Origin of the sequence: Streptomyces sp. AC602_WCS936, assembly GCF_019049125.1 — a bacterium.
Lineage (GTDB): Bacteria > Actinomycetota > Actinomycetes > Streptomycetales > Streptomycetaceae > Streptomyces.
This window is the reverse complement of sequence record NZ_JAGMUF010000137.1, coordinates 59,543-85,634: the sequence shown is the minus strand read 5'-3', so window position 1 is coordinate 85,634 and position 26,092 is coordinate 59,543. Positions and strand designations below refer to the sequence as shown.

Here is a 26,092-nt window from a genome sequence, read left to right as displayed (position 1 = left end):
CCCGCAGCACCCCACCCTTCTCCCCGGAGCGGCGCACACCCGCTCCGGGGCCGTCCCCTCCTGCCCGGAACCGGGCGGCAGGGGCCACCGCAGCGACCACACCTTCCAGTTGGGAGCACACGATGGCACGCCGTACCCGCAGCAGACGCCTCCTCACGGGCGCCGCCTTGACCGCACTGGCCACGGGGGCCGGCCTGATCGGCGTACCCGCCCAGGCCGGGCCGGGGGACGCCGCATCGCCCACCGCCGCCGTCACCGTGCGGCCGGACCCGTCGTACCGGCAGGAGAGGTTCGAGGGGTGGGGCACCAGTCTGGTCTGGTTCGCCAACGCCACCGGCGGCTACCCGCCCGAGATCCGCGAGAAGCTGGCCCGGCTCCTCTTCGACGACGAGGGGCTGGGCCTGAACATCGCCCGCTACAACATCGGCGGCGGCAACGCCCCGGACGTGAAGGACTACCTGCGGGCCGGCGGCGCCGTCGAGGGCTGGTGGAAGGCGCCCGCCGGCACCACCCGCGAGGACACCGACTGGTGGAGCGCGGACGACCCGGCCGACTGGAACGAGGACGCCGACGCCACCCAGCGCTGGTGGGTCGAACGCATCAAGGACGACATCGACCACTGGGAGACGTTCAGCAACTCCCCGCCCTGGTTCATGACCGTCAGCGGTTACGTCTCCGGCGGCTTCGACTCCTCGGCCGACCAGCTGAAGACCGAGTCGGTCGACGACTTCGCCGCCTATCTGGCGGGCGCCACCCGGCGGCTGGAGCAGGCCGAGGGCATCGAGGTCGACACCGTCGACCCGTTCAACGAGCCCAACACCCCGTACTGGGGGACACAGCTCGGCGCGGACGGCGAACCCGTCGGCGGCCGGCAGGAAGGGGCGCACATGGGCCCCGAGCTGCAGCGCGAGGTCCTCCGGGCCCTCGCACCCGCGCTGAAGGAGGCGAAGGTCGGGGCGGACATCTCGGCGATGGACGAGACCAACCCCGGTACCTTCGCGAAGAACTGGAGCGCCTACTCCCCCGCCGACCGGGCCCTCGTCGGCCAGATGAACGTCCACACCTACGGCACCGGACAGCGCACCACGGTCCGGGACCTCGCCAAGGCAGCGGACAAGCCGCTGTGGATGAGCAAGGTCGGCGGCGACTGGGGCGACGGCCAGGACTTCGAGGACATGCGGCCCGGCCTCGGCCTCGCCCAGCACATCGTCGACGACCTGCGCGAACTGGAGCCGCGGGCCTGGGTGTTCTGGCAGCCCGTCGAGGACTACGACAACATGAAGCCCGGCGGCGAGTCCGACAAGGGCGGCAACTGGGGCAGTATCCAGCTCCCCTTCGACTGCACCGCCGAGGACACCCTGGAGACCTGCCCGATCCGGACCAACACCAAGTTCGACACCGCCCGCAACTTCACGCACTTCATCAAGCCCGGTGACCGGCTGATCAAGACGGACGACGCCTCCAGCGCCGCCGCCGTCACCCGCGACGGCAAGGGCGCCTCGCTCGTCCACGTCAACCGCACCACCGAGACCCGCGCGGTCACCATCGACCTCTCGAAGTTCCGTGACGTCAGTCGCCGCGCCACCGTCACCCCGGTCGTGACCAGCGCGGACGGCAAGCTCGAGAGGCAGTCCCCGATCAGGGTGAGCGACCGCGCGGCCACCTTCACGGTGCCCGCGCAGTCCGTGACCTCCTTCGAGATCAAGGGCGTCTCCGGCGTCGCGAAGGACGCGGCCCTGCTGCGCAAGGGCCACACCTACACCCTGACCGGCGTGCAGAGCGGCAAGGCCGTCACCGTGGCGGACGACGGCAGGAGCCTGGTCCTCGGCGACGGGGACGGCACGAGCGCCCAGCGGTGGCGGCTGAGCGCGGTGCGCCACGACAGCGGCGTCCGCGACCGCCACGTCTTCACGAACCCCGAGGACGGCACGCGGCTGGCCGTGCGTGACGACGTCCCGGTCGCCGAACCGGACACCGGCAGGCGTGACCGGGCCACCGAGTGGATCATGTCGACCACCGGTGACGGCACCTGGACCCTGGTCAACGCCGCCACCGGCCGCCTCCTGGAAGTCGGCGGCCAGGCGACGCACGAGGGCGCGGCCGTCACCACCTGGCCGCCCAACTCCGGTGCGAACCAGCGCTGGACGGTGACCGACGTGTCCGCCGGCTGACCCCCTGCCCACCCGCTCACGGCCCCGTCCGCACAGCCACCACTCGTGCGGCCGGGGCCCCCGGCCCGTACCGGCCGAAGGAACCCAAGGAGACGGCATGACCACCGACCCCCGTGAACTCGACGTACGCCGCAGGATGGCGGCGCACGAGCTCTACGCGGACGGCGCACCCGGACTGGAGGGGCTGACTGAGGAGCGGACGCGGGGCAAGGAGCTGGCCGACGCCTACAACCGGACCGGCGCCCGCGACGAGGAGGGCCGCCGGGCGCTCCTGAAGGAGCTGCTCGGCTCGGTGGGCACAGGCGTCCGGATCGAGCCGCCGCTGCACGTGGCCTACGGCAGCCGGGTGCACCTGGGCGACGACGTGTACGCCAACTTCGGGCTGACCCTCGTCGACGACGTCGAGGTATTCGTCGGGGACCGGGTGATGTTCGCGCCGCACGTGACCGTCAGCACCACCGGGCACCCCGTCCACCCGGACCTGCGCCGGGACGGCACCCAGTTCTCGGCGCCGGTGCGCATCGAGGACGACGTGTGGATCGGATCGGGCGCGCAGATCATGCCCGGGGTCACCGTCGGGCGGGGCTCGGTGGTCGGCGCGGGCAGCGTCGTGACGGCGCACGTGCCGCCCATGGTGGTGGTCGCCGGGTCCCCGGCACGGGTGATCCGGGAGATCACCGACGCCGACCGGGAGTGGGCCTACCGTCCGCCGCGCACCGCGCGCCGGGACGTCGGCTGACCGGGCGGCGGTGATCGCCAACTTCCGCCGGGCGCACGGCACATGGCACGGACCACGGGGCAGTACGATGATCGAAAATCGCGGCGGAGCGTCACCTCCCGAACCACGGAGCCTGCCATGACGACGGACCATTCCCAGCACCCTCGGATCGACACCGGCCGGGCCCACCCGGCGCGGGTCTACGACTGGCTGCTGGGCGGCAAGGACAACTACCCCGTCGACGAGGCGGTGGGCGAGACGCTGCCGCCCGAGGCGCGGGACGCGGCGCGGCAGAACCGCGCGTTCATGCACCGCGCGGTGGCGCACCTCGCCGCCCGGGGCGTCGACCAGTTCCTGGACATCGGCACGGGCATCCCGACCGAGCCCAATCTGCACCAGATCGTCCAGCGGACGATGCCCGCGGCCAAGGTCGTCTACGCCGACAACGACCCGATCGTGCTGCGGCACGCCGAGGCGCTCCTGGTCAGCAGCCCCGAGGGGGCCACCGACTACATCCAGGCGGATGTGCGCGAGCCGGCAACGATCGTGCGGCACGCCCGCGAGGTCCTGGACTTCGACCGGCCGATCGCCCTGTCGCTGATCGCCCTGATGCACTTCATCACGGACGAGCAGGACGCCCACGGCCTCGTGCGCGGACTCGTCGGGACACTGCCCCCGGGCAGTCACCTGGTCCTCTCGCACGCCGCGATCGACCTCTTCCCCGAGATGGCGGAGCACGTGATCGCCCAGTACGCCAAGGGCGGCATCGAGCTCGGCTTCCGCACCCGGGAGGAGGTGGCGCGCTTCTTCGACGGGCTGGAGCTGCTGCCGCCCGGTCTGGTCACAACCACCGAGTGGTACGGCGAGGGCCAGGAGCCGCCCGCGCCCGAGGAGAGCGGCATCTACGCGGGCGTGGCGCGCATCCCCTGACGCGAAGGCCGCAGGGCGGGTCGGGCGGGGGCGCGAGGACGGCGGCTCAGCGGCTGCGCCGTCGCGCCGGCCGGCCGCTGCCGATCCCGGCGACGTGCAGGGCCAGCAGGGCGAGGCCGATGAGCATGACGTTGGTGGCGGTGAAGATGTCGTTGGTCGATATCTCCGCCGCGTTGATCAGCCAGGCGATGAGGAACAGAACCGCCGCGATGATGGCGAGCACGGTGTACATCCCTTCGGATCGGGGGCACCGGGCCGGTGCCGTGTCACGCGTATGCCCCCGACGGGAGGCGTGACACGGCCGGCGGTCGCGCGCGCTTCGTACAGTGGAGGGACGGGGACCGGCCGACCGCCGCCGGTGCCCCACCGCACCCTCGCTTCCCGGAGTCCCCATGCACGACCCGTCCACCGCACCGGACGACGGCTCCGGCACCCTGTTCGGCCTCGACGCCCTGGCCCCCGGGCCGCCGGCCGCCGCGCCCGCCGGTCCGCTCTTCCGGGACTCCGCCGCCGCCCGCCGCCTGCTGCCGGTCCGGGAGATCCACGCCGAACCGGCGGCGGCCGCGTCCCCGCGCGGCCGGCAGGTCCTCGCCCGCTTCCCCGGCGCCCGCGTCGTCGAGGTGGACTCCCACTGGCGCATCCCCGGCCTGCACGGCAACGAGGGCAACGTGGAGCGCTGGGTACGGGTCAAGGGCGAGACGCTGGTCCTGGGCGAGAAGAAGACACTCACCACCCGCCCCAACGGACGGTCCGCGGACTGGATCGCCCCCGGCGCCTCCAACGGCTGCGCGATGGCCTGCGCCTACTGCTACGTGCCCCGGCGCAAGGGCTACGCCAACCCGGTCACCGTCTTCACCAACATCGACCGGGTCATCGCCCACCTCGGCCGCCACATCGCCCGGCAGGGACCCAAGCCCGAGCCGAACCAGTGCGATCCCGAGGCCTGGGTGTACGACGTCGGCGAGAACGGCGACTGCTCGGTGGACGCCCTGATCTGCGACAACACCGCCGACCTGGTGCATGCCTTCCGGCAGTGGCCGACGGCGAAGGCGTCCTTCGCCACCAAGTTCGTCAACCCCGACCTGCTCGCCCTCGACCCGCGCGGCCGCACCCGCGTCCGCTTCTCCCTCATGCCGCCGGAGGATTCCCGGCTGCTGGACGTACGCACCTCCCCGGTCGCCGAGCGCATCGCGGCGGCGGCCGACTTCCTGGACGCCGGGTACGAGGTGCACTTCAACCTGTCGCCCGTCGTCGTGCGGCCGGACTGGGAGTCGGCCTGGGGCGAGCTGCTGCGGCAGCTCGACGACGTCCTGCCGGACCGGGTCAAACGGCAGGCCGCCGCCGAGGTGATCATGCTGACGCACAACCAGGAGCTGCACGAGGTCAACCTGGGCTGGCACCCGCGCGCCGAGGAGGTGCTGTGGCGGCCGGACATCCAGGAGGCCAAGCGCTCCGAGAACGGCGCGCTGAACGTGCGCTACCGGATGGGTGTCAAGGCGGACGCGGTGGCGCGGGTCCGGGCCCTGATCGCCTTCCACGCACCCTGGCTGCGCATCCGGTACGCCTTCTGACGGCGGCGGACGGGCCGGACCCGACGCCAGATACGGTTCTACGTGCAACTACTTGCCGGAAGGGCACCCTTCCGGCCCGCGCGGACCCGGGAGCCGGCCTTGCCACACACGATCGAAGCGGCCGGAGACCGGCCGGACACCACCGGCGAGGCCGGCTGGACCGAACTCGGCTCGCACGCCGAGCTGCGCGAGCTGCTCGGCGAGCCCTGGCCCGTCGTCATCGACAAGGTGCACGACCGGCTCACGGACGACGACCGGGACATCCTGTCCCGCTCCCCCTTCTGTCTGCTCGCCACCTCCGACGCCCGGGGCAACTGCGACGTCTCGCCGCGCGGCGACGCCCCGGGCTTCACGCACGTCCTCGACCCCGCCACCGTCGCCGTCCCGGACCGCCCGGGGAACCGGCGCGGGGACAGCTTCCACAACATCCTCGACAATCCGCACGCCGGCCTGCTCTACCTGGTCCCCGGCGGCAAGCAGGTGCTGCGGGTCAACGGCCGGGCCCGCATCCTCACCGACGCGCCCTTCTTCGACGCCATGGCGCGGGACGGACGGCGTCCGGACCTGGCGCTCCTGCTGGAGATCGACGAGATCTACCTGCACTGCCCGCAGTCCCTGAACCGGGCGGGACTGTGGAAACCCCAGTCGTGGCGGGCGAGTTGAGAGCGCGGCACGACCGCAGACGAAGCAGCGGACCGGACTCGCCCCGAAGCTGTGTGACCCCCGTCTCTACCAGCGCTTTTTAGGTTAGGCTAACCTTCGCCACGTGAGATCTGGTGAAGACGCAGCCGGCAGCCCACGCCTGCGCGGACACGAACTGTCGGCCACGGACGTCACCGTGGCGTACGACGGTGTCGACGTCGTGCACGACGCGGCGGTCAGGCTCAGGCCCGGTGAAGTGACCGTCCTGGTGGGCCCCAACGGCAGCGGGAAGTCGACGTTGCTGCGGACCGTCGCCCGGCTGCAGCGGGCCCGCAGCGCCACGCTCCGGATCGACGGGGACACCGACGGGCTGGCGCTGACGTCCCGTGAGTTCTCGCGGTACGTCGCCCTGCTGACGCAGGGACGCCCGACGCCGGGCGGACTGACCGTGCGGGACGTCGTCGAGTTCGGCCGGTACCCGTACCGGGGGCGCTGGGGGCGCCCGGACCCGGACGGCCCGGCCGCCGTGGACCGCGCCCTCGCGCTCACCGGCGTCGACGCACTCGCCGACCGCGGTGCCGACCACCTGTCCGGCGGGCAGTTGCAGCGGGTCTGGCTCGCGAGCTGCCTCGCCCAGGAGACCGGCGTACTGCTCCTGGACGAACCCACCACCTATCTCGACCTGCGCTACCAGGTAGAACTCCTCGACCTCATCCGGGACCTGGCGGACGACCACGGCATCGCCGTCGGGGTCGTCCTGCACGACCTCGACCAGGCGGCGGCCGTCGCCGACCGGATCACGCTCCTCGAAGCGGGCCGGATCGTCGCCGACGGCCCGCCCGAGGACGTTCTGACGCCGGAACGCCTCACCGCCGTCTACGGCATCCGGATCGACGTCGACACCGACCCCCTCACCGGCCGGCTGCGCACCCGCCCGATCGGCCGCCACCACATACGCACCCCCGAAAGGCTCGGCACCACCTCATGAGACGCCTTCTGCTCACCGCGGCCGCCACCACCGCCGCGGCGCTCACCCTCGCCGCCTGCGGCACCACCGAACCCGCCGCCGACAAGTCGGAGGAGAAGAAGGCCTCCGAGGCCATCACCCTCAAGGACGGCAAGGGCACCGAGGTGAAGCTCGACGGCCCGGCCACCAAGGTCGTCGCCACCGAGTGGAACGTCGTCGAGAGCCTGCTCTCGCTGGGTGTCGAACCGGTCGGCGTCGCCGACGTCAAGGGCTACAAGACGTGGGACACCTCGGTCCCGCTGAAGGGCAACCCCAAGGACATCGGCACGCGCGGCGAGCCCAGCATGGACACCGTCGCCTCCCTCGCCCCCGACCTCATCGTCGCCACCACGGACCTGCCGCCGGCCGCCGTGAAGCAGATGCGCGAGGTCGCCCCGGTGCTGGAGGTGAAGTCTGCCGACGGCACCGGCCAGATCGACCAGATGCTGGAGAACGTCGACCTCATCGCCAAGGCCACCGGCACCACCGACAAGGCCGAGACCATCCGCAAGGACTTCGAGGCGAAGGTCGCCGAGGGCAAGAAGGCCCTCGCGGACGCCGGCATGGGCGGCAAGAACATCGCCTTCGCCGACGGCTACGTCACCTCCAACCAGGTCTCGATCCGCCCCTACACCGCCACCTCCCTCATCGGTGAGGTCAACGAGGCGATCGGCCTGAAGAACGCCTGGAAGGTGAAGGGTGACGAGGCCTACGGTCTCGGCGCCACCGACGTGGAGGGCCTGACCGCCCTGCCGAAGGACGTCCAGTTCGCCTACATCGGCAACGACGAGGACCCGAACGCCACGCCGTTCACCGGCGCGCTCACCGAGAACTCGGTGTGGAAGTCCCTGCCGTTCGTCAAGGCCGGCGACGTGCACCGGCTCAGCGACGGCATCTGGATGTTCGGTGGTCCCGGGTCGATGAAGGCGTACATCGACGCCGTCGTCGGCGCGCTCACGAAGTAGCGAGGCCATGGCCGTCACCGCAACGAAACCCGCTGCCCGTCCGTCGACGGCTCCCACGCCCCGGTCGGGTGCGGCCGCGGTGACGGCCGGACTCGTCCTGCTGGTCGCCGTCCTCGCCGTCGTCGACATCACCCAGGGCACCGCCGCCGTCGGCGCCTCCGAGGTGTGGCGGGCCCTGACCGGGCAGGCCGACGCCGGCGACGCCTCGGTCGTCGTCGCCTCCCGGCTGCCCCGGATGACCGCCGGCCTGCTGGTCGGCGCCGTCCTCGGCATGGCCGGCGCCGTCCTCCAGGCGGTCAGCCGCAACGTACTGGCCTCACCCGACACCCTGGCCGTCAACGCCGGTTCCTACCTGGCGCTCGGCCTCGCCGGCGCCACCGGCGTCTCGCTGCCGATGATCGCCTCCTCCGGCGTCGCCTTCCTCGGCGGCCTGGCGGCGGCGGCCGTCGTGCTCGGTCTGTCCGGCCTCGGCACGGGCACGGTCCGGCTCGTGCTCGCGGGCACGGCGCTGATGCTGGGCCTGAACTCCATGACCGAGGGCCTGCTGCTGCTCTTCCCCGAGCAGACCGAGGGCCTCTACCAGTGGAACCAGGGCAGCATCGGCCAGAACGGCTTCGACGGCGTCCTGCAGATGCTGCCCATCGCCCTCATCGGCCTCGTCGGCCTGCTGCTGACGGCCCGCCGGGTGGACGCCCTCGCCCTCGGCGACGACGCGGCGCGCGGACTGGGCGTCCCGGTCCGGGCGACCCGCGTCACGGTCGTCGTCCTGGCGGCGCTGCTGTCCGCCGCCGCGGTCACGCTCGCCGGGCCGATCGGCTTCGTCGGCCTGTGCGCCCCCGCCCTGGTCCGCCCGCTGGCCCGCCGGTTCCGCGGCTACGCACGCTCGCGCGCCGCCCTGCCCGCGGCCGCGCTCACCGGCGCGGCCCTGGTCCTCGGTTCGGACGTGCTGCTGCGGACGCTCGTCTCGGACGACCTCTCGGTGGCCGTGCCCACAGGCGTAGTCACCAGCCTGGTCGGTGCCGTGTTCCTGGTCGTGATGGCGATCCGGATGCGGGACACCGCCGGGGCCGGCGCCCCCGACAAACTGCGCACTCCGAGCCGTACGGCGTTCGTGATCACCGTGGCCGTCCTGGTCGTCGTCCTGGTCGGCCTGGTGATCGCCGCCGTGCTGGTCGGCGACAGCAAGCTGCTCCTCGGTGACGTCGTCAACTGGGCGCAGGGACGGGCCGGGCGGACCGTCACCTTCGTCCTGGACACCCGGGTGCCCCGGGTGCTCGCCGCGCTCGGCGCGGGAGCGGCGCTCGCCCTGGCCGGCACGCTGGTGCAGGCCGTGACCCGCAACCCGCTCGCCGAGCCCAGCGTCCTGGGCGTCACCGGCGGCGGCGCGCTGGGCGCCGTGATCCTGGTGACCACCGCGCCCCTCGCCAGTACGTGGGGCGTCGCCGGAGCGGCGTTCGCGGGGTCCGCGATCACCGCGGTCGTCGTCTTCGGGCTCGCCGCCCGGGGCGGGTTCCAGCAGAACCGGCTGGTCCTCGTCGGCATCGGCACGGCCTCCGGTACGGCGGCGCTGATCAGCCTGCTGATCGTGCTCACCGACCCGTTCAACGCCACCAAGGCCCTGACCTGGCTGTCGGGTTCGACCTACGGGCGGACCATGCCGGACGTCGTGCCGGTCGCGCTGGCGCTGGTCGTCGGCATCGGTGTGGCCGTCGCCCGGCGGACCGAGCTGGACCTGGTCTCGCTCGACGAGGACACCCCGCGGCTGCTCGGCATGCGGCTGGCCCCGGGGCGCCTCGGGTTCCTGGTGCTGAGCGTCGTACTCAGCTCGACGGCCGTGGCGTGCGCGGGCACCATCGGGTTCGTCGGCCTGGTGGCCCCGCACGCGGCCCGTGCCCTCGTGGGCCGGCGGCACGTGCGGGTAGTGCCCGTCGCGATCCTCCTCGGCGCGGTGCTCGTGTGTGCGGCCGACCTGATCGGCCGCACGGTGATCGCACCGTCCCAGCTCGGCGCGGGCCTCATGACGGCGGTCATCGGCACGCCGTACTTCCTGTACCTGCTGGTGCGCAGCCGCCGGTAGCCCGGTAGTCGCGCTCCGGGCGGAAATCCGGATGACGGTGCACGTGCGCCCCCGTACGGTGCCGGGATGGGCCGGCACAGCGCGGGCGGGGGCCACGGGGGCCTGCTGAACGTCATCGACATCGAGGCGACCTGCTGGGCGGGGCCGCCGCGCCTCCTGGCGCGGTGAGCGAGGTCGTCGAGATCGGGCTCGCCGTGGTCGACCTCGTGGCCCGGGAACGGGTGGAGCGGCACCGGATCATGGTGCGGCCCGCCCGCTCCCGGGTCAGCGCGTTCTGCACGGAACTGACCGGGATCACCCAGGCCGAGGCCGACGCGGGCATGAGCTTCGCCGAGGCCTGCGACACGCTGGTGCGCGAGCACGGCGCGGCGGTCCGGCCCTGGGCGAGCTGGGGCGACTACGACCGGCACCAGTTCGTCCGCCAGTGCGCGGCGGACGGGGTGCCCTACCCGTTCGGCCGGTCGGCCGAGCGCACCCACACCAACGCCAAGGCGGTCTTCGCCGCCGCCCACGGGCTGCGCAGGCGGCCCGGCATGGCGCAGGCCCTCGACCTTGCCGGGCTGCCGCTGGAGGGGCGGCACCACCGGGGCGTGGACGACGCCTGGAACATCGCGAGGCTGGTGCTGGGGCTCGTCGACCGGGGCTCCTGGCCCACGCCCTGACGGAGACGCCGTCCCTCGACGTGACCGCTGTTAGACAGCGCGTCAAGTTACTGAACCGTAATGAGCATGGCGCTACCGGCGGTAACCCCTGTCCGGTTACCGTCCCGTAACCCCACAGGAGCAGCGCGGCCACGGCCCTGACCCCACCAGGCCGCGGACGACCGGTTTCCGGCCCTTCCCCAGGAGGTTCGCCATGCCCCCACGTCCACGCACGCTCGCCGCGGCGGTCACCGTCGCGCTCGCCCTCGGCGCCCAGGCCGTCCCCGCGGTGGCGGCCGACGGACCGGCCACCGCCACGGAGGTCTCCCGCGGCATCGAGATCTCCGCCTTCTACACCCCGCCGGCCACCCTGCCCGAGGCCGACGGCGCGCTGATCCGCAGCGAGCCGCTGCCCCTGGCGCTGAGCCTGCCCAGCCTCGGCGGTCCCCTCCCCGGAGAGGCGACCCGGCTGATGTACAAGTCCACCGACGCAGGCGGCGAGCCGGTCGCCGTGACCGGCGCCTACATCGAGCCGTCCGCCCAGTGGCGCGGCGACGGGCCGCGTCCCCTGGTCGCCGTCGCGCCCGGCACCATGGGCCAGGGCGACCAGTGCGCCGCCTCGATGGCCCTGGAGCACCCGCTGCGGTTCAACGGCGAGACGGTCTCGGTGGGTTACGAGGACCTGTCGATCTACCGGCTGCTGCTGCGCGGTGTCGCGGTCGTCGTCACCGACTACGTCGGCCTCGGCACCACCGACCGGCTGCACACCTACGTCAACCGCGTCGACGGGGCCCACGCCGTCCTGGACGCCGTACGCGCCGCCCGCTCCCTCGACTCCGCGTCGGTCACCCCCGAATCCCGGGTCGGGCTCTTCGGGTACAGCCAGGGCGGCGGGGCGACGGCCGCCGCCGCCGAACTCCAGCCGTCCTACGCCCCGGACGTCACCCTGGCGGGCACCTACGCCGGTGCTCCGCCCGCCGACCTGGTCGAGGTCACCGAGGCGATCGACGGCGGCGACCTGGCGGGCGCGCTGGGCTGGTCGCTCAACGGCTTCCTGCAGAGCGAGCCCGCGCTGCGGCCGATCGCCGACCGGTACATCAACCCGGCCGGTGAGGAAGCGCTCAAGGACCTGTCGACGATGTGCGTCGGCGACGCGCTCTTCGCGTACGGCGGCGACAGCAGCACCGCCTGGACGAAGGGCGGGCAGTCGATCGGCGACGTCATCCGGGCCGAACCTGCCCTGCAGGCGTTCGTCGCCGAGCAGCGCATCGGCGAGCTGAAGCCCGCGAGTCCGGTCCGGGTGGCCACGGGCACCGCCGACGACCTGGTCCCCCACGACCAGTCCCGGCAGCTGGCCGTCGACTGGTGCCGCAAGGGCGCGAAGGTCACCTACGACCCGGTGGTGCTGCCGGGTGTCGGCAGCGGCCTGCTCAACCACTTCGCCCCGCTCCTGGCCGACCAGGGCAAGGCCATCTCCTGGCTCACCGACCGGCTCTCCGGTGAACCGGCCCGCTCCAACTGCTGGAGCATGCCCGTGCAGCCCTGAGCCGTCGCCGGCCGGTGTGCGGCGGGAGAGCCGCGGCGCACACCGGCTCAGGTGGTGATCGGCTCGGTGTCGCTGCAGTTGGTGAACGGCTTCCAGGGTCGGCTGCCGTCACTGCCGGGCGCCCCCGCGTAGGCCGGGTTGCCGGTGATGGTCTGGGTGCGCTCCTCGTGGGTGACGTCGATGCCGAACAGTTTGAAGCCCGCGTTGAGGGAGCCGGCCGAGACGCCGAAACCGATGCCGAGCGAGGCGTTCCACCAGTCGGTGTTCACGTCGTAGTCCAGGCTGCTGATCTGGGCCTTGCCGTGCAGCAGGCGGTCGATCGGGCCGGCGTCCGAAGGCAGCGGGCCGACGAGTGAGGACGGTGAGGGGACGCCCTGCTCGGCAGGGTTGTCGCCGCGACCGCGGATCCAGTCCTCCACCGTCTCGCGGTCCGTGTCGTCGGTCAGGGTGATCTCCGCGATCTCGGTGTGCAGGCGGGTCTCGGTGCTGCCGCCACCGCCGCCGACGTCGATGGTGACGGGGCCGGTGTTGACTCCGGCGCCGACGGTGACGCCGGGGCCGCCGCCGCTCTCCTCACTCGTGGTGATCTTGAGCTTCACGGGGCGGTGCGGCAGCCCTTCCTCGGTCTCCCGGTCGTAGGCCTCGGCGTCGTAGGTGACGGCGATCTGCTGCATGCGCGTGGCGCCGGTCTGGTCACCCGCGCCGGACTTGCCGCTCATCTCGAAGGTGTAGACGAAGGTGATCTTGCCGGCGTCCGGTCCCGTCTTCGCCCGCATCACCACGACGTCCTTGCTCATGGTGCCGGACAGTCCCTGGAGGGAGCCGTTGCCCATGTCCTTGGTGTCGGGCGCCGAGCCGATCACCGTCCCCTGCGCCTTCTCGATCTTCTCCGCCAGCTCCTTCGGGGAGGCCTTCGGGTTGTTCCTGCGGATCTCGGCGGCGATGTCGTCCTTCAGGGACTTCACCGCCTTGTCGTCCTTGGCGTACTTGCCGCCGAAGCTCACCTCGCCGGACATCTCCGTGGTGGTCTTCGTGATGTCGACGTCCGGGGCCTTCTCCGGGTCGACGTCCGGCTTCTTGTCGTCCGCGGCGTGGCTGCAGATCATCCCGAGTTCCGCGGACCGCGCCCCCGGTGGACGGCTGCGGCACTTGTGCGCGGCCTTGAGGTACTCGGCGAACTGCTTCGCGTCCGCGAGGTTCGCCTCCAGGTCCGCCTGCGGATCGTCGGAGTCGTGCCCGTTGAACAGCCACCGTCCGCCGCTGCCGCTGCTCCTGACGTAGCTTCCGCCCAGCGAGGCTCCTCCGCCCCAGTTCTTCAGCCCCGGGATGTCCGCGCCGATGCTCGCGGTCACGCCGCCCCCGGTGCTGGTGACCCGTTCGAGCATCACGGACCCGTCGGACCACTGCATCACCTTGACCTGCTCGGTGCTGGAGATCTTGATGAACAGGATCTGCACCACGACGGTGTCCTTGGTCTCCTCCGAGGAGAGCAGGCACTTGGCGGGCTGGAAGGGGTCACCGCCCGGCGGGAGCGGGTCGTCGGGGCCGGGAGCACCCTCGGTGTCGTGCCCGCCGCACCCGTCCGTGCCGACGACCCGCTGCACCTGGCACATGATCCGGTCGTCGATCTCCGTCCCGAGGGCGGTGCCCGCGATGGCCAGTACGACGGCGCCGGCCACCGCGACCATGCCCAGGTACTCCACGGCGCCCTGCCCGCCGTCCCGCCCGGCGCGACCGCCCGCGCGCTCCTGTCCCGCCCCGCCGAACAGCGGCACCCCGCACCTCCCCTGCTCCTCGTCTCCACGTCCGGTGCGGTGACGGTAGGCGGCGCGCGGGGCCCATCGGCAGGGCCCGGGAGCCCATTCCGGCGCCGGGCGGGCCCAAGCCCGGCGTCCGGCGCCGTGCCCGTACGGGCAAGCCGCCCAGTGCCGGTCACCTTCGTACGGGCGCTGTGGCGCACGCCCCCACCGCACCGGCTGCCGCGACCTGGGACGTCCGCGGCGGCAGCGGGCATCGACCGGACCACCGCGCGCCCCGGAGCGGGGGCCCAGGTTCCCGCCCCCGCGGCAGCCGCTCCGCATGCGCCGGACGATCACCGCGGCGCAGAATTCGGTCAGGCGAAACGTGGCGAAGCGACAGAAAGGCGGCAGCGTGGTGAACGCGAGGCCTGACGGCGGGTCCGGTCCCCTGGGCCGGGTGAAGATGCCGAGTACGGTCGCGCACCTGCCCCGGCAGGTGCGCGAGGAACTGACCCGGCGGCTGCGCCGCAACAAGCGGGCCTTCCGCGAGGAGGACGTCCAGGTCGTCGAGGGACCGCTGCTCAAACGGGCGGTCGGGGCGTCCGCGCTCGGGAACTGCATGGAGTGGTTCGACTTCGGCGTCTACAGCTACCTGGCCGCCACCATCGGCAAGGTCTTCTTCCCGGGCGCCTCCCCGACCGCCCAGGTCATCTCGTCCTTCGCCACGTTCGCCGCCGCCTTCGTCGTACGGCCCCTGGGCGGTCTCGTCTTCGGCCCGCTCGGGGACCGCGTCGGCCGCCAGAAGGTGCTCGCCACCACGATGATCCTGATGGCGATCGGCACCTTCTCCATCGGCCTGATCCCCAGCTACGCCTCCATCGGCATCGCCGCCCCGATCCTGCTGCTGCTCGCCCGCATGCTCCAGGGCTTCTCCACGGGCGGCGAGTACGGCGGCGCCACCACCTTCGTCGCGGAGTACTCACCCGATCGGCGGCGCGGCTTCCTCTCCAGTTGGCTCGACTTCGGCACCTTCGTCGGCTACGCGCTCGGTTCGGCGCTGGTGACCGTGCTGAACCTGGCGCTGACCGACGGCCAGATGCTCGACTGGGGCTGGCGCGTCCCCTTCCTGATCGCCGGCCCGCTGGGCCTCATCGGCCTGTACATGCGGCTGAAGCTGGAGGAGTCGCCGGCCTTCCAGCAGCAGCTCGACGAGCACGAGAAGAGCCTCGCGCAGGAGTCCGCGGGCAGCGAGTTCAAGACGATCGTCAAGGACCACTGGCGTCCGCTGCTCATCTGCATGGGCCTGGTGCTGCTCTACAACGTCACCAACTACATGGTCACCGGCTACCTGCCCACGTACCAGACCGAGACCCTGGGCCGGTCCAGCGGCTTCGCCGACGTGCTGGTGCTGATCGGCATGGTGTGGATCGTGCTGCTGATCACCTTCCTCGGCCGGCTCAGCGACCACGTCGGCCGCCGCCCGCTCTACGCGGTCGGCGCGGTCGCGATGATCGTCCTCGCCGTACCGGCCTTCCTGCTCCTCAAGGCGGACGGCACCTGGCAGCCGGTCGCCGGGGTGCTGCTCCTGTCCACCCTGCTGGCCTGCTTCGCCGCGCCGAGCGCCGCCACCCTGCCCGCGCTCTTCCCGACCGCCGTGCGCTACGCGGCCATGGGCATCGGCTTCAACTTCGCCGTCGCGGCCTTCGGCGGCACCACACCGCTGTTCACCGAGGCCCTGGTGAGCATCACCGGCGACGAGCTGATGCCCGCCTACTACCTGATGGTGGCGGGTGTCATCGGCCTGGTGACCGTGCGGTTCCTGCCGGAGAGCGCCCAGGTGCCGCTGCGCGGCTCGCAGCCCATGGTCGGCTCCCGGCAGGAGCGGCGGGAGCTGATCACCACCTCCAAGGACCTCTACAGCTTCTCCAAGGAACGCTCGGAGGCCCGCTGACGGTCCGCCGGCACCCGGCCCCGGTGCGTGAACCAAGGCAAGGCGCCCGACCCGACCGCGACCCCGGCGCACACCAGGGCGCTGCCCATGGCCTGCGCGGCGCCGTAGGAGCCGGTGCCGACGAGCGGGGCGGTGCAGGCGGCGGCGACGGGGATCAGGCCGGAGAACAGGGTGGCGCGCTCGGCGCCGATCCGCTGCATGCCCATGTACCAGCACACGAAGCCGACGACGGTGACCACCGCCGCCTGCCACAGCAGCGCCCCGGCCTCGACCGCGTCCGGCCGCCGCAGCCAGTCCGAGCCGTCGATCAGGAGCCCGGCCAGCGCCGACTCCACCGCCGCGATCCCGCACACCACGGTGGACAGCAGCCGGGGGCCCAGGGGCCGCAGTACGGGCACCGCGAGGACGGCGAAACCGACCTCGCCGACCAGGGCGCACACGGAGAAGGCGATGCCCGCCGCGTCGGTGCGCCCCCAGCCCTGGACGGTGAAGGCACCCACGGCCACGAACAGCGCCCCGTACAGCACGACGCGCTGCGGCCGGCGCCCGTCCAGGAGGGGGACGACCACGGCGACCACGACGGGGGCGCAGCCGACGAAGACGCCGGGGACCGCCGGTTCCGCGGTGCGTTCGGCGGCGAGCACGGCGAGGTTGAAGCCGACCATGCCGACGGCCGCGAGCAGCGCGAGCCGCGCCCACCGGCCGGCCCCGAGCGTGCGCAGCCGGGCCCTCGCGCCGGGGCCGGCGAACGGGACGAGCAGCAGGAAGGCCAGCGCGTAGCGCAGGAACTGACCGCCCGCGTACGGATAGTCGCCGAGCAGGCTGTTGGCCGTGAAGGACCCTCCGACGAGGACACAGGCGAGCGCGGCGAGCAGGGCCCCGCGCGTGGTGGTGGCGTTCATGGCCACGACGTTAGGAAGCACGGCGGTCCGTCATGGAGTCCACCGGACGGGCTTCATCGGGGACCAATCGGGTCGGCAGGCCCTCACACGGGCGTCACGAGTTCTCCACCGCGTGCATGCCACAGGAATCGGGGTAGTCGGAACGTCCTGATGCCAACACATCGGGGCAGCAAGGGATTTGACAGTCATGAGACGGTCATGAACCGACATAGGAGGAAACCTCCAGTGCGCACCATCAAAGTGGCAACCGCTGTGGCGACCGCGGGCGTCTCCGTCGCCTTACTGGCCGGCTGCGGCGATTCCGGTGGCGGCAGCGAACCGTTCGAGGGGCAGAGCGCCGACGACATCGCGGCGAAGGCCGTCGAGGCGACCCAGCAGGCCAAGTCCCTGCACATGAAGGGCGACGTCCGCCCGGAGGACGGCGGCACCGTCACCATCGACGTCTCGGTCGACCAGGAGAAGAACTGCGAGGGCACCATCGGCACCGGCGAGGCCCAGGCAGATGTGCGCCACACCGACGCGACGCTCTACCTGCGCGGCGACGAGCAGTACTGGCAGAACGCGCTGCAACAGCAGCCCGGCGCCTCGCAGCGGATGGCGCAGAAGCTCGACGGCAAGTGGGTCAAGATGCCGGCGAGCGACGCCGCCACCGCCGGAGTCTGCGACAAGCAGGGCTTCATCGCGGCCATGGACGAGGACAAGTCGGAACGCCAGGGCATGAAGCGCGACGGCACGACGGAGGTCGGCGGTGAGGAGGCCCTGAAGCTGACCAAGAAGACCTCCGGCGGCGAGACCCTCGCCCTGTACGTCGCCACGGAGGGCGAACCGTACATCCTGAAGAGCACCACCGAGGGCGGCAAGAGCCCAGGCAGCGTCACCTTCAGCGAGTACAACGAGCCGGTTCAGGCCGAGCAGCCGCCGGCCGACCAGACGGTGGACCTGAAGGAACTCGCCGGCGAGCAGCAGGCCTGACGCCCCGTCAGGCGTCCTTCCCCGTCTCCCCGCCCTCCCGGTCCGAGGCCGGCCACACGTAGGGCAGGTCGTCGGGGACGCCGGGGAACAGCCCGGCGTACGCCGCCGGGTCCTTGCGCACCAGCGCCGACCGGTGGCTGCGGTGGAAGGCCTCGTCACCGAGCCAGGGCGGCAACTCGCCGGCCCCTGCCAGCTCCTCCTGGTCCCGCACCGGTTCGCCCGGGCGGCACGCGGCGAGTCCGGCGACGAGGGAGGCCACGACGCCGTCCTGGTGCCCCTGCTCCCGCCAGACCCGGCAGATCTCCAGGCCGTACCGGACGAGGGCCTCCTCGTAGCCCGTCCACATGCGTACGGCCGGGTGCCGGCGCCAGCCGTAGCCCGGCACGGTCAGTCCGCGGAGCACCTGGAGCGCCTCGACCCGCTGCTTGCCGAGCCGGCGGCGGTCCAGGACCAGCGCCGACTCCCGGAAGCCGGGGTGGGGGAGGAAGGTCTGCATGCCGGTCCTGCTCCGTTCAGCCGGGGAACTGGCCGCGCTCGCGCAGGTGCCTGCGGCGTTCGGCGTAGGCGAGGTCGTCGCGCCACAGGCGGCCGGCGGCGGCGCGCATCAGGGGGCGCAGGGCCGGTGCCAGGCGGCGGGCCACGGGGAATCCCGGCCGGTCCGAGGTGGCCAGCACCGCCTCGGTGACCGCGGTGCGCGGCCTGCCCCGCTCGTCCGGGCCCAGCGGCGTGGCGTGGCTCTCCACGACGGACCCGGTGCCCTCGCCGTCGCTGATGCGCATGACGACGGTGCGGGGCTCCGGAGCGGTGAACTCGGCGCGCACGGGCACGACGAGGCGGCCGGTGAGCCGGAAGGACACGTCCACGACGAAGCGGTCGTCGTCCTCGCCGGGCACCGCGACGACGGTGAGGTCCACGAAGGAGTACGGGTGGAACCACGCGCCGTGCCAGGGATCGAGCCGGTTGGCGACGACGTCCTCGGGGTCGCAGACACCGACCCCGCGCCACACGGACGTCAGGGCCGTCGCCCGCGCCGGCCTGACGGGGACGACGGGGGCGGAGGTGGGCGTCTCCTCCCCGGCGGTGTCCAGTCGTACCCACACCAGTACGCCGTCGTCGTGGACCGGCAGCGGCTCCCAGCCGGCGAACGGGGAGCCGTCCAGGGCGAGTCCGTGCCAGTGGCACACGAGTGTGCCGCACCGCACCGGGCTGTCCGCCAGCGGGGCGCCGAGGTGGGGGCAGGCGCCGGGGCCGCCCACCAGGCGGCCGTCGGCGTCCCGCCAGACGACGACCTCGACACCGGCGACCGTGCCGGACAGCGGGCGGTCCGCCCGTACGGCGGTGCTCGCGCCGAGGACGTACCAGTTGCCGGAGGGGCGGGCCAGGGCACGCTTGAGGGCTTGGTCGATGAGGGCGGGGCGGGCCTCGCGCCAGGTGGGGCGCTGGTGCTGCCAGGGGGCGGCGCGGCGGCGCAGCCGCAGGGGGTAACGGCCCTTGCGGGGGCTGGGCGGGTCCTGCCTCATCCGGCCTCCTTCGCGGAGCAGGCGTCGTGCCGGGTCGGCACCGGTGGTGCCCGGTGCGCGGCGGCCCCCAGCCGGGCGGCGGCCACGCGGGCGAGCCCGTCGGCGGCGACGGCCGCGCGCCGGCGACGGGACACCACCGCACGCCGGTGCAGTACCGCGTACCCGCTCCGGGCGACGGCGTCGAGGATGTCGCGGTAGAGCACGTACGCGGTGCGGATGCAGGGCCGGGCCACCGGGTCCAGCATGGCCAGTCCGGGGGCGGCCTCGCGGTAGACGCCGCGGGTGAGGTCCTCGGCGGCGCGCAGGGCGGCGGTGACGCGGGCGTCGCGGCGGCCCGTCCGCCTGCTCCACAGCAGCAGGTCCCGCTGGACGCCGTGCGCGGCCAGCAGGTCCGCCGGGAGGTAGATCCGTCCCCGGTCCAGGTCCTCGCCGACGTCGCGCAGGAAGTTGGTCAGCTGGAAGGCGACGCCCAGCGCTGCGGCGTGCGGGGCGGCGTGGGCGCGGGCGGTGACGGTGCCGAGGACGGGCAGCATCTGGAGGCCGATGACGGCGGCCGAGCCGTGCATGTAGGCGCGCAGGTCGGCGTAGGTGGCGTAGTCGGTGACCGTGAGGTCGCCGCGCATCGAGGTCATGAAGTCGGTGAAGTGCGCCGGGTCGATGGCGTACCGGGCGGCCGTGTCGGCGAGGGCGAGCACCACGGGTTCGGTGGCGGACCGGGCGCCGCCGGTCAGCGCCTGCCGCAGCTCGTCCTCCAGCCGGGCGAGGGTGGCGGCGCGCTCGGCGGTGGTCGCCCCGTCGCCCATGTCGTCGACGATGTCGTCCGCCCACCGCGCGAAGCCGTACAGGGCGTGCACGGCGGGCCGGCGGTCGACGGGCAGGAGGCGGGTGGCCAGGAAGTAGGTGCGGCCGTGGTGGGCGTTGAGGCGCCGGCAGTGGCCGTAGGCGGCGCGCAGGGCCGGGTCGGTGATGCCGGCGGCGTCCAGTTCGCGGCGGGTCATCGGCGCCCGCCTCTCGCCGCCGTACGGCGTCCGGGTGTCCCGGTGATGCGGGCGGCGGCCAGCTTCCCGGAGAGGAGCACGGTGGGCACCCCGACCCCCGGGGTCGTGCCGCAGCCCGCGAGGACCGCGTTGTCCGTGCCGCGCACGAGGTTGCGGGGCCGGAAGGGTCCCGTCTGGGCGAAGGTGTGGGCGACGGAGAAGGGGGTGCCGGCGGCGTGCCCCTGGGCGGTCCAGTCGGCGGGTGTCACCAGGCACTCCTCCTCGATCGCGGCGGCGAGGCCGGCCAGTCCCCGGCCTTCGAGGGTGGCGAGCAGCCGGTCGCGGTAGCGGGGGGCGAGGTCGGTCCAGGCGCGGGCGTCCGGGCCGATGTCGGTGTTGGGGCAGGGGGCGAGGACGTAGTGGAGGTGCCGGCCCTCGGGGGCGAGGGCCGGGTCGCTCGCGGTGGGCCGGGTGATCAGCAGGGACGGGTCGCTCATCAGGGTGCCGGTCCTGGTCAGTTCGTCGAAGGTGCGGCGCCAGGCGGCGCCGAAGGAGAGCGTGTGGTGGGCGAGGTGCGGCCAGGTGCGGGTGGTGCCCGCGTGCAGGACGACCGCGGACGGGGCGTGCCGCAGCGCGACCGGACGGCGCGGGCGGCGGCCGAGCAGCCGGTGGACGACGGGCAGGTCGGGGGTGAGGACGACGGCGTCGCACGGGACGCGTCCGCCGGCGGTGACGACCGCGGTGATCCGGGAGCCGGACCGTTCCAGCCGGGTGACGTCCTGTCCGAGGCGCAGGTCGGCCCCCGCCTTCACGGCCGCGGCGGCCATGGCGCGGGGCAGGGCGTGCATGCCGCCGCGCGGGAAGTACACGCCGGCCACGGTGTCCATGTAGGCGATCACGGCGTATGCGGCCAGGGCGCGGGCCGGTGCGACACCGGCGTACAGGGCCTGGAAGGAGAAGACCCGCTTCAGCCGTTCGTCCGTCAGGAACCGTCCGATGCGCGCGTCGAGGCGTCCGAAGCCGCCGAGGGCGGCGAGCCGGGCCAGGTCCGGGGTGAGCAGGCCGAGCGGCGAGTCGAAGTTGGCGTCGATGAACCGGCGCATCTGTACGGCGTGCAGCCGCGTCAGCCAGGTGCGCAGCCTCCGGTACCCGGCCGCCTCCCGGGCCCCGGCGAAGCGTTCGACCTCGGCCTCCATGGCGGCGGCGTCGGTGTGCACGTCGAGGGCGCCGCCGTCGGCGAAGCACGCCCGGTAGGCGGGGTGCAGGGGCAGCAGTTCGACGTGGTCGGCCAGCCGGTCGCCGACGGCCGCGAACGCCTCGTCGGCCAGGTGGGGCATGGTGAGCACGGTGGGGCCGGTGTCGAGGCGGTAGCCGCCGAGTGCGCGCCGTCCCGCGCGGCCGCCGGGCAGCGGGTCGCGTTCGACGACGGTCACCCTCCGTCCGGAGCCGAGCAGGTGCAGGGCGGCGGAGAGGCCGGCCAGCCCGGCGCCGACGACCACGACGTGGTCGGTGCGGCCGGTCACCGTCCGCGTCATCGCGGGCCCCCGCCCGCGGGCGGCCGGTCACGCGGCTGGTCCGTGCCGCCGTCCGGGGTGGTGGGGCGCATCCGGGTCCTCTCGTCGTGGGCTGCGGCACGGGCCGTGCCGGGCGCGTGGTGCTGTGGGTGTTTCGGCCGGACGGTGCGCTTCGGATGCACCGTGCGTCCCGGCCATGGCCCCAGGGAGGTGACTCGGCGTCATCTCTTCCCCCGCCGCCTGTGGCGCGACGCCGCCCGGGGCCCCACACGCCCGGCAGTCACCCGTGCGGCGGGTGTCCGGCGCCCGGTGGGTACCCGCGCCGGGACGATTCAGCGCGGCGTGCATCCGCGGGCGGCAGGGGGACGGAATACTCCGCCGGGCCGGGTGGGAGGCGCGCCGGGCGGACGGGAAGGAGGCGGACGTGGTGGACGCGGACATCGTCGTCGTCGGCGCGGGCGCCGCGGGTCTCTCCCTGGCGCACCGGCTCCTGACGGACGCGCCGCGCGGCGCGGCCCCCTCCGTGCTCCTGATCGATCCGCCGCCCGGACCGCTGCGCCCGCCGCCCCGCACCTGGTGCTTCTGGGAGACGGGCCCCGGACGCTACGACGCGGCGGCGACGGCGTCCTGGGAGTGGCTGCGGGTGCGCGGCCGGGACGGGGCGGCCGTCCGGCGGCACATCGCGCCGGCGCGCTACAAGATGGTCCGCTCGGACGACTTCGAGGCGCTGGTGGACCGGGACCTGAAGGACCGGCCGGGGTTGCGGCGGCTCGAGGCGACGGTCGGCACGGTGACCACGCCGGCCGACGGGACGGCCCGCGTCCCGGCCACGGACGCCACCGGCGCACGCGTCGACCTGTGTGCCCGCTGGGTCTTCGACTCCCGTCCGCCGGGGCGGCTGCCGCCCGCCCGCTCCCTGCTCCTCCAGCACTTCCGCGGCTGGTTCGTCCGCGCCGAACGGCCGGTCTTCGACCCGGCGGTGGTCGACCTCATGGACTTCCGTACGGAGCAGCCGGAGCACGGGCTGTCCTTCGGGTACGTCCTGCCGACGGGGCGGCACACCGCGCTGGTCGAGTACACGGAGTTCGGGTCGGCACCGCTGTCGTCCGAGGCGTACGACCGGGCCCTGGAGGACTACACCCGCCGGGTCCTGCGCACCGGTGACGTCCAGGTGCTGTCGACCGAACAGGGGGTGATCCCGATGACCGACGCGGTGTTCGAGCGGCGGGTGGCGGGCTCCGGTTCGGTCTTCCGGATCGGGGGCGCGGGCGGGGCGACCCGCGCGTCCACCGGCTACACGTTCGCCGCCGTGCAGCGGCAGTCCGAAGCCGTCGCCCGTGCCGTGCGCGCGGGCCGCCGTCCGGTGCCGCCGCCCCCGCACCGGGCACGGGCCAGGCTGATGGACGCGATGCTGCTGCGGGCGCTGGACACCGGCCGGGTGGACGGCCCCGACCTGTTCTTCCGGCTGTTCGACCGCGTACCCGCCGGGCGGCTGCTGCGCTTCCTCGACGGGCGGTCCCGGCTGTACGAGGACCTCGCGGTCGGCGTGCGCACTCCCGTGCTGCCGATGCTGCGGACGGCGGCCGAACTGCCGTGGCTGCCGCGCCGCCCCCTGCCCGACCGCCGAGAAAGTCCCCCCAGAGACACGCCCCGGGAGTGACCGATGCCCTTGCTGCGCGACGCCGCGCTCACCGACGCCTTCGACCACGGCGCCGGCCGCTACGACCGTCTGGTCGCACTCAACCCGGGCTACCACGCCCAGTTGCGCCGCTCCGCCCGCCGGCTCGGCCTCCCGGACGGCGGCGCCGGCCGCCGGGTGCTGGACCTCGGCTGCGGCACGGGCGCGTCGACGGCGGCGCTGGCCGCGGCCTTCCCCGCCGCCGGGATCGTCGGGGTGGACGCCTCGGCGGGCATGCTGGAACGCACCCGGGCCAAGCAGTGGCCGGCGCGGGTGCGGTTCGTGCACGCCCCGGCGGAGGAACTGCACCGGGCCGGGGTGCACGGGCCGTTCGACGCGGTGCTCGCCGCCTACCTCTTCCGGAACCTGACCGATCCGGACGCCGTCCTGCGTTCGGTGCGCGATCTGCTGGCGCCCGGGGGCAGGCTGGCGGTGCACGAGTACGCGCTCGGCGGGCGGCGCGCGGACCGGCTGGTGTGGGACGCGGTGTGCCGGGGCGTCATCCTGCCGCTCGGCACGGCCACGGGCGACCGGGCCCTGTACCGGCACCTGTGCCGCAGCGTCGCGGAATTCGACACGGCGCCGGCCTTCGGCGCGCGGCTGGGCCGGGCCGGTTTCGAGGACGTGCGGGTGCTGCCGCTGCCGGGCTGGCAGACGGGCATCGCCCACACGTTCGTCGGCCGCCGGGCAGCCGTGGCGACGGGCGGTGGGCGGTGAGGCGACGCGACGGGATGCGACCGCCGGGCCGGGACCGGCGGGCACGGGCGCTCCTGCCCCGGCCGGGACGGGAGCGGGTGGCCGGTGATCCGCCGTCCGTGGCGGTGGTCGGCGGCGGCATCGCGGGGCTGGCGGCGGCGACCGTCCTGGCCGAGCGCGGGGTACGAGTGGTGCTCCACGAACGCGAGCCCGTGCTCGGCGGACGGGTCTCCGGCCGGCCGGTCACGCTGCCCGACGGCACGCCCGCCACGATGAGCCGCGGCTTCCACGCCTTCTTCCGCCAGTACTACAACCTGCGGGGGCTGCTGCGCCGCTGTGATCCGGCGCTCGGCATGCTGACGGGCCTGCCGGACTACCCGCTGCGGCACAGCAGCGGGCTGCGCGACGGGTTCCGCCGGGTGCCGCGCACTCCCCCGCTGAGCGCGCTCGGCTTCGTCGCCCTGAGTCCCAGCTTCGGCCTGCGCGACCTGCTGGCCATGCGGCCGGCCGCGGCCCTGCCCCTGCTGGACGTCAGCACCCGCGGCGTCCACGAGCGCCTGGACGACGTCAGCGCCCACGACTTCCTCGACACCCTGCGCTTTCCCGCCGCCGCCCGGCACCTGGCTTTCGAGGTGTTCTCCCGCAGCTTCTTCGCCGACCCGCGGGAGCTGTCGGCCGCGGAGATGGCGCTGATGTTCCACATCTACTTCCTCGGCTCCAGCGAGGGACTGCTGTTCGACGTTCCGCGCGAGCCGTTCCCGCAGGCCCTGTGGGATCCCCTCGCGGGACACCTCGCCCGGCTGGGGACCGAGGTGCGCACGAGCACGCCCGTGCGGTCCGTCCGGCCCGCTCCGTCCGGCGGTCACCTGGTGGCCGACGACGCCGGTGCCCGGCCGTACGACGCCGTGGTGCTGGCCCTGGACACCGGCGGTCTGCGGGGGCTGGTCGGCCACTCGCCGGAGCTGGGCGACGCCGCCTGGCGGGAGCGGGTGGCACGGTTGCGGAACGCGCCGCCGTTCCTGGTCTCCCGGCTGTGGCTGGACCGTCCGGTCGCGTCCGGGCGGCCCGGGTTCCTCGGCACCAGCGGGTACGGCTCGCTGGACAACGTCAGTGTGCTCTCCCGGTGGGAGGGCGAGGCGGCCCGCTGGGCGGCGCGCACCGGGGGGTCCGTCGTCGAACTCCACGCCTACGCCGTGCCGGCGACGGCCGTCCGGGAGGTGGAGGAGAAGCGGGTCATCGAGCAGTTGTACCGGGTGTATCCGGAGACGCGGGAGGCGCGCGTCGTGGCCGCACGGCACGAGTGGCGGGACGACTGCCCGCTGTTCACCGTCGGCGGCTACCGCGACCGCCCGACGGTGCGCACCCCCGACCCGTCCGTCGTGGTCGCCGGGGATCTCGTCCGTACGGGCCTGCCCGTCGCCCTGATGGAACGGGCCGCCACTTCCGGCTTCCTCGCGGCCAACGCCCTGCTGGAACGGTGGGGGGTGCGCGGCGAGACGCTGTGGACGGTGCCCGACCGGGGGCGGTCGGCGTCGCTGCGCGCGCTTGCACGGCGCTTTGGCAACCCGCCGCGCTGACGCTCGCGGTGCGTCGCCGCACGGCGCGACGCCGCATGGCGCGGATCGGCGGGGGCGGGAGGCACCCAGCTCGCCCGCACCAGTGGAGCGACGCGGGCTGGAGCTTCCCGTCAGGGGCGCGGGGCCGCGACATCGCGCGGCTCCGCCGCGTGGGCGCGACCGGTCACGACGAACCCGCGGCGGGTGCACGAGCGGGCTGGCCGGCAAGCACCCGATGCCGCACCACCGCCGGGCCGTCGGGACACCCGCCCGGACGGACGGACCGTCACCGGCCGGCCCGCCTCGCGGCCGCGACGGCG

Annotated in this window: 21 protein-coding genes and 1 pseudogene; 15 read left to right on the top strand and 7 right to left on the bottom strand. The window is 73.8% G+C overall.

Annotated elements, in window-relative coordinates; genetic code table 11:
• Window positions 1–122 precede the first annotated feature (122 nt).
• From KUM03_RS36595 to KUM03_RS36585, 3 genes are all read left to right on the top strand, one after another.
• Window positions 123–2,171, top strand: a complete 2,049-nt coding sequence (locus tag KUM03_RS36595; RefSeq protein WP_217254878.1) for an RICIN domain-containing protein — start codon at window positions 123–125, stop codon at window positions 2,169–2,171.
• 97 nt (window positions 2,172–2,268) lie between these two features.
• Window positions 2,269–2,910 (top strand): sugar O-acetyltransferase, encoded by a 642-nt coding sequence (locus tag KUM03_RS36590; RefSeq protein WP_217254876.1) that lies wholly within the window; start codon window positions 2,269–2,271, stop codon window positions 2,908–2,910.
• Between the two features lie 117 nt (window positions 2,911–3,027).
• A complete protein-coding gene (locus tag KUM03_RS36585) occupies window positions 3,028–3,819 on the top strand; it encodes an SAM-dependent methyltransferase (RefSeq protein WP_217254875.1) in 792 nt (263 codons plus the stop codon).
• Between the two features lie 46 nt (window positions 3,820–3,865).
• Here KUM03_RS36585 and KUM03_RS36580 read toward each other — a convergent pair whose 3' ends face one another.
• Window positions 3,866–4,051, bottom strand: coding sequence for a hypothetical protein (locus KUM03_RS36580; RefSeq protein WP_217254874.1), 186 nt, complete (start codon window positions 4,049–4,051; stop codon window positions 3,866–3,868).
• A 160-nt stretch (window positions 4,052–4,211) separates the two neighbouring features.
• On the opposite strand from KUM03_RS36580, the gene KUM03_RS36575 reads away from it, so the two are divergent.
• The 7 genes and pseudogenes from KUM03_RS36575 to KUM03_RS36545 all read left to right on the top strand — a co-directional run bounded on the left by KUM03_RS36575 (window position 4,212) and on the right by KUM03_RS36545 (window position 12,267).
• Window positions 4,212–5,390 carry a spore photoproduct lyase family protein gene (locus KUM03_RS36575; RefSeq protein ID WP_217254873.1) on the top strand — a complete coding sequence of 393 codons (1,179 nt, stop codon included), beginning with the start codon at window positions 4,212–4,214 and terminating at the stop codon, window positions 5,388–5,390.
• A gap of 99 nt (window positions 5,391–5,489) precedes the next feature.
• A complete protein-coding gene (locus KUM03_RS36570) occupies window positions 5,490–6,053 on the top strand; it encodes an MSMEG_1061 family FMN-dependent PPOX-type flavoprotein (RefSeq protein ID WP_217254872.1) in 564 nt (187 codons plus the stop codon).
• A 103-nt stretch (window positions 6,054–6,156) separates the two neighbouring features.
• On the top strand, window positions 6,157–7,020 hold the full coding sequence (gene cdtA / locus KUM03_RS36565; RefSeq protein WP_217254871.1) for a siderophore ABC transporter ATP-binding protein CdtA: 864 nt from the start codon (window positions 6,157–6,159) through the stop codon (window positions 7,018–7,020).
• Window positions 7,017–8,003 (top strand): iron-siderophore ABC transporter substrate-binding protein, encoded by a 987-nt coding sequence (locus KUM03_RS36560; RefSeq protein WP_217254870.1) that lies wholly within the window; start codon window positions 7,017–7,019, stop codon window positions 8,001–8,003. The genes cdtA and KUM03_RS36560 overlap by 4 nt, the downstream gene beginning before the upstream one ends.
• 7 nt (window positions 8,004–8,010) lie before the next feature.
• A complete protein-coding gene (locus KUM03_RS36555) occupies window positions 8,011–10,080 on the top strand; it encodes an iron ABC transporter permease (RefSeq protein WP_217254869.1) in 2,070 nt (689 codons plus the stop codon).
• Window positions 10,081–10,146: 66 nt separating this feature from the next.
• Window positions 10,147–10,742 (top strand): annotated as a pseudogene (locus KUM03_RS36550) (exonuclease domain-containing protein).
• Between the two features lie 193 nt (window positions 10,743–10,935).
• Entirely contained in the window at window positions 10,936–12,267 is a 1,332-nt protein-coding gene (locus KUM03_RS36545) for a lipase family protein (protein WP_217254868.1), read from the top strand.
• Between the two features lie 47 nt (window positions 12,268–12,314).
• On the opposite strand, the gene KUM03_RS36540 is transcribed toward KUM03_RS36545, so the two are convergent.
• Window positions 12,315–14,042, bottom strand: coding sequence for a hypothetical protein (locus KUM03_RS36540; protein WP_217254867.1), 1,728 nt, complete (start codon window positions 14,040–14,042; stop codon window positions 12,315–12,317).
• Between the two features lie 427 nt (window positions 14,043–14,469).
• On the opposite strand from KUM03_RS36540, the gene proP reads away from it, so the two are divergent.
• Window positions 14,470–15,957, top strand: a complete 1,488-nt coding sequence (proP, locus tag KUM03_RS36535; protein ID WP_217255172.1) for a glycine betaine/L-proline transporter ProP — start codon at window positions 14,470–14,472, stop codon at window positions 15,955–15,957.
• Here the strand turns inward: proP and KUM03_RS36530 are convergent.
• On the bottom strand, window positions 15,921–16,859 hold the full coding sequence (locus tag KUM03_RS36530) for a DMT family transporter (protein WP_217254866.1): 939 nt from the start codon (window positions 16,857–16,859) through the stop codon (window positions 15,921–15,923). The two genes, proP and KUM03_RS36530, sit on opposite strands and share 37 nt — an antisense overlap.
• 225 nt (window positions 16,860–17,084) lie before the next feature.
• Here KUM03_RS36530 and KUM03_RS36525 point away from each other — a divergent pair, with 225 nt between their 5' ends.
• The gene (locus tag KUM03_RS36525) at window positions 17,085–17,831 is read left to right on the top strand and encodes a hypothetical protein (protein WP_217254865.1); all 747 of its coding nucleotides are present in this window, start codon (window positions 17,085–17,087) and stop codon (window positions 17,829–17,831) included.
• 7 nt (window positions 17,832–17,838) lie between these two features.
• Here KUM03_RS36525 and KUM03_RS36520 read toward each other — a convergent pair whose 3' ends face one another.
• From KUM03_RS36520 to crtI, 4 genes are read right to left on the bottom strand one after another with little or no spacing between them, the layout of a single operon-like run.
• Window positions 17,839–18,327: an MSMEG_6728 family protein gene (locus tag KUM03_RS36520; RefSeq protein ID WP_217254863.1), complete on the bottom strand. Its 489-nt coding sequence runs from the start codon at window positions 18,325–18,327 to the stop codon at window positions 17,839–17,841.
• 16 nt (window positions 18,328–18,343) lie between these two features.
• A complete protein-coding gene (locus tag KUM03_RS36515) occupies window positions 18,344–19,351 on the bottom strand; it encodes a DUF5914 domain-containing protein (protein ID WP_217254861.1) in 1,008 nt (335 codons plus the stop codon).
• Complete coding sequence (locus tag KUM03_RS36510; protein ID WP_217254860.1) at window positions 19,348–20,349, bottom strand: phytoene/squalene synthase family protein; 1,002 nt, start codon at window positions 20,347–20,349, stop codon at window positions 19,348–19,350. The genes KUM03_RS36515 and KUM03_RS36510 overlap by 4 nt, the downstream gene beginning before the upstream one ends.
• The gene (gene crtI, locus KUM03_RS36505; protein ID WP_217254858.1) at window positions 20,346–21,863 is read right to left on the bottom strand and encodes a phytoene desaturase family protein; all 1,518 of its coding nucleotides are present in this window, start codon (window positions 21,861–21,863) and stop codon (window positions 20,346–20,348) included. The genes KUM03_RS36510 and crtI overlap by 4 nt, the downstream gene beginning before the upstream one ends.
• A 403-nt stretch (window positions 21,864–22,266) precedes the next feature.
• Here crtI and KUM03_RS36500 point away from each other — a divergent pair, with 403 nt between their 5' ends.
• From KUM03_RS36500 to KUM03_RS36490, 3 genes are read left to right on the top strand one after another with little or no spacing between them, the layout of a single operon-like run.
• Window positions 22,267–23,502, top strand: coding sequence for a lycopene cyclase family protein (locus KUM03_RS36500; protein ID WP_217254856.1), 1,236 nt, complete (start codon window positions 22,267–22,269; stop codon window positions 23,500–23,502).
• 3 nt (window positions 23,503–23,505) lie between these two features.
• Window positions 23,506–24,237, top strand: coding sequence for a methyltransferase domain-containing protein (locus KUM03_RS36495; RefSeq protein WP_217254855.1), 732 nt, complete (start codon window positions 23,506–23,508; stop codon window positions 24,235–24,237).
• Window positions 24,238–24,251: 14 nt separating this feature from the next.
• Complete coding sequence (locus tag KUM03_RS36490) at window positions 24,252–25,793, top strand: NAD(P)/FAD-dependent oxidoreductase (protein WP_217254854.1); 1,542 nt, start codon at window positions 24,252–24,254, stop codon at window positions 25,791–25,793.
• Window positions 25,794–26,092 lie beyond the last annotated feature (299 nt).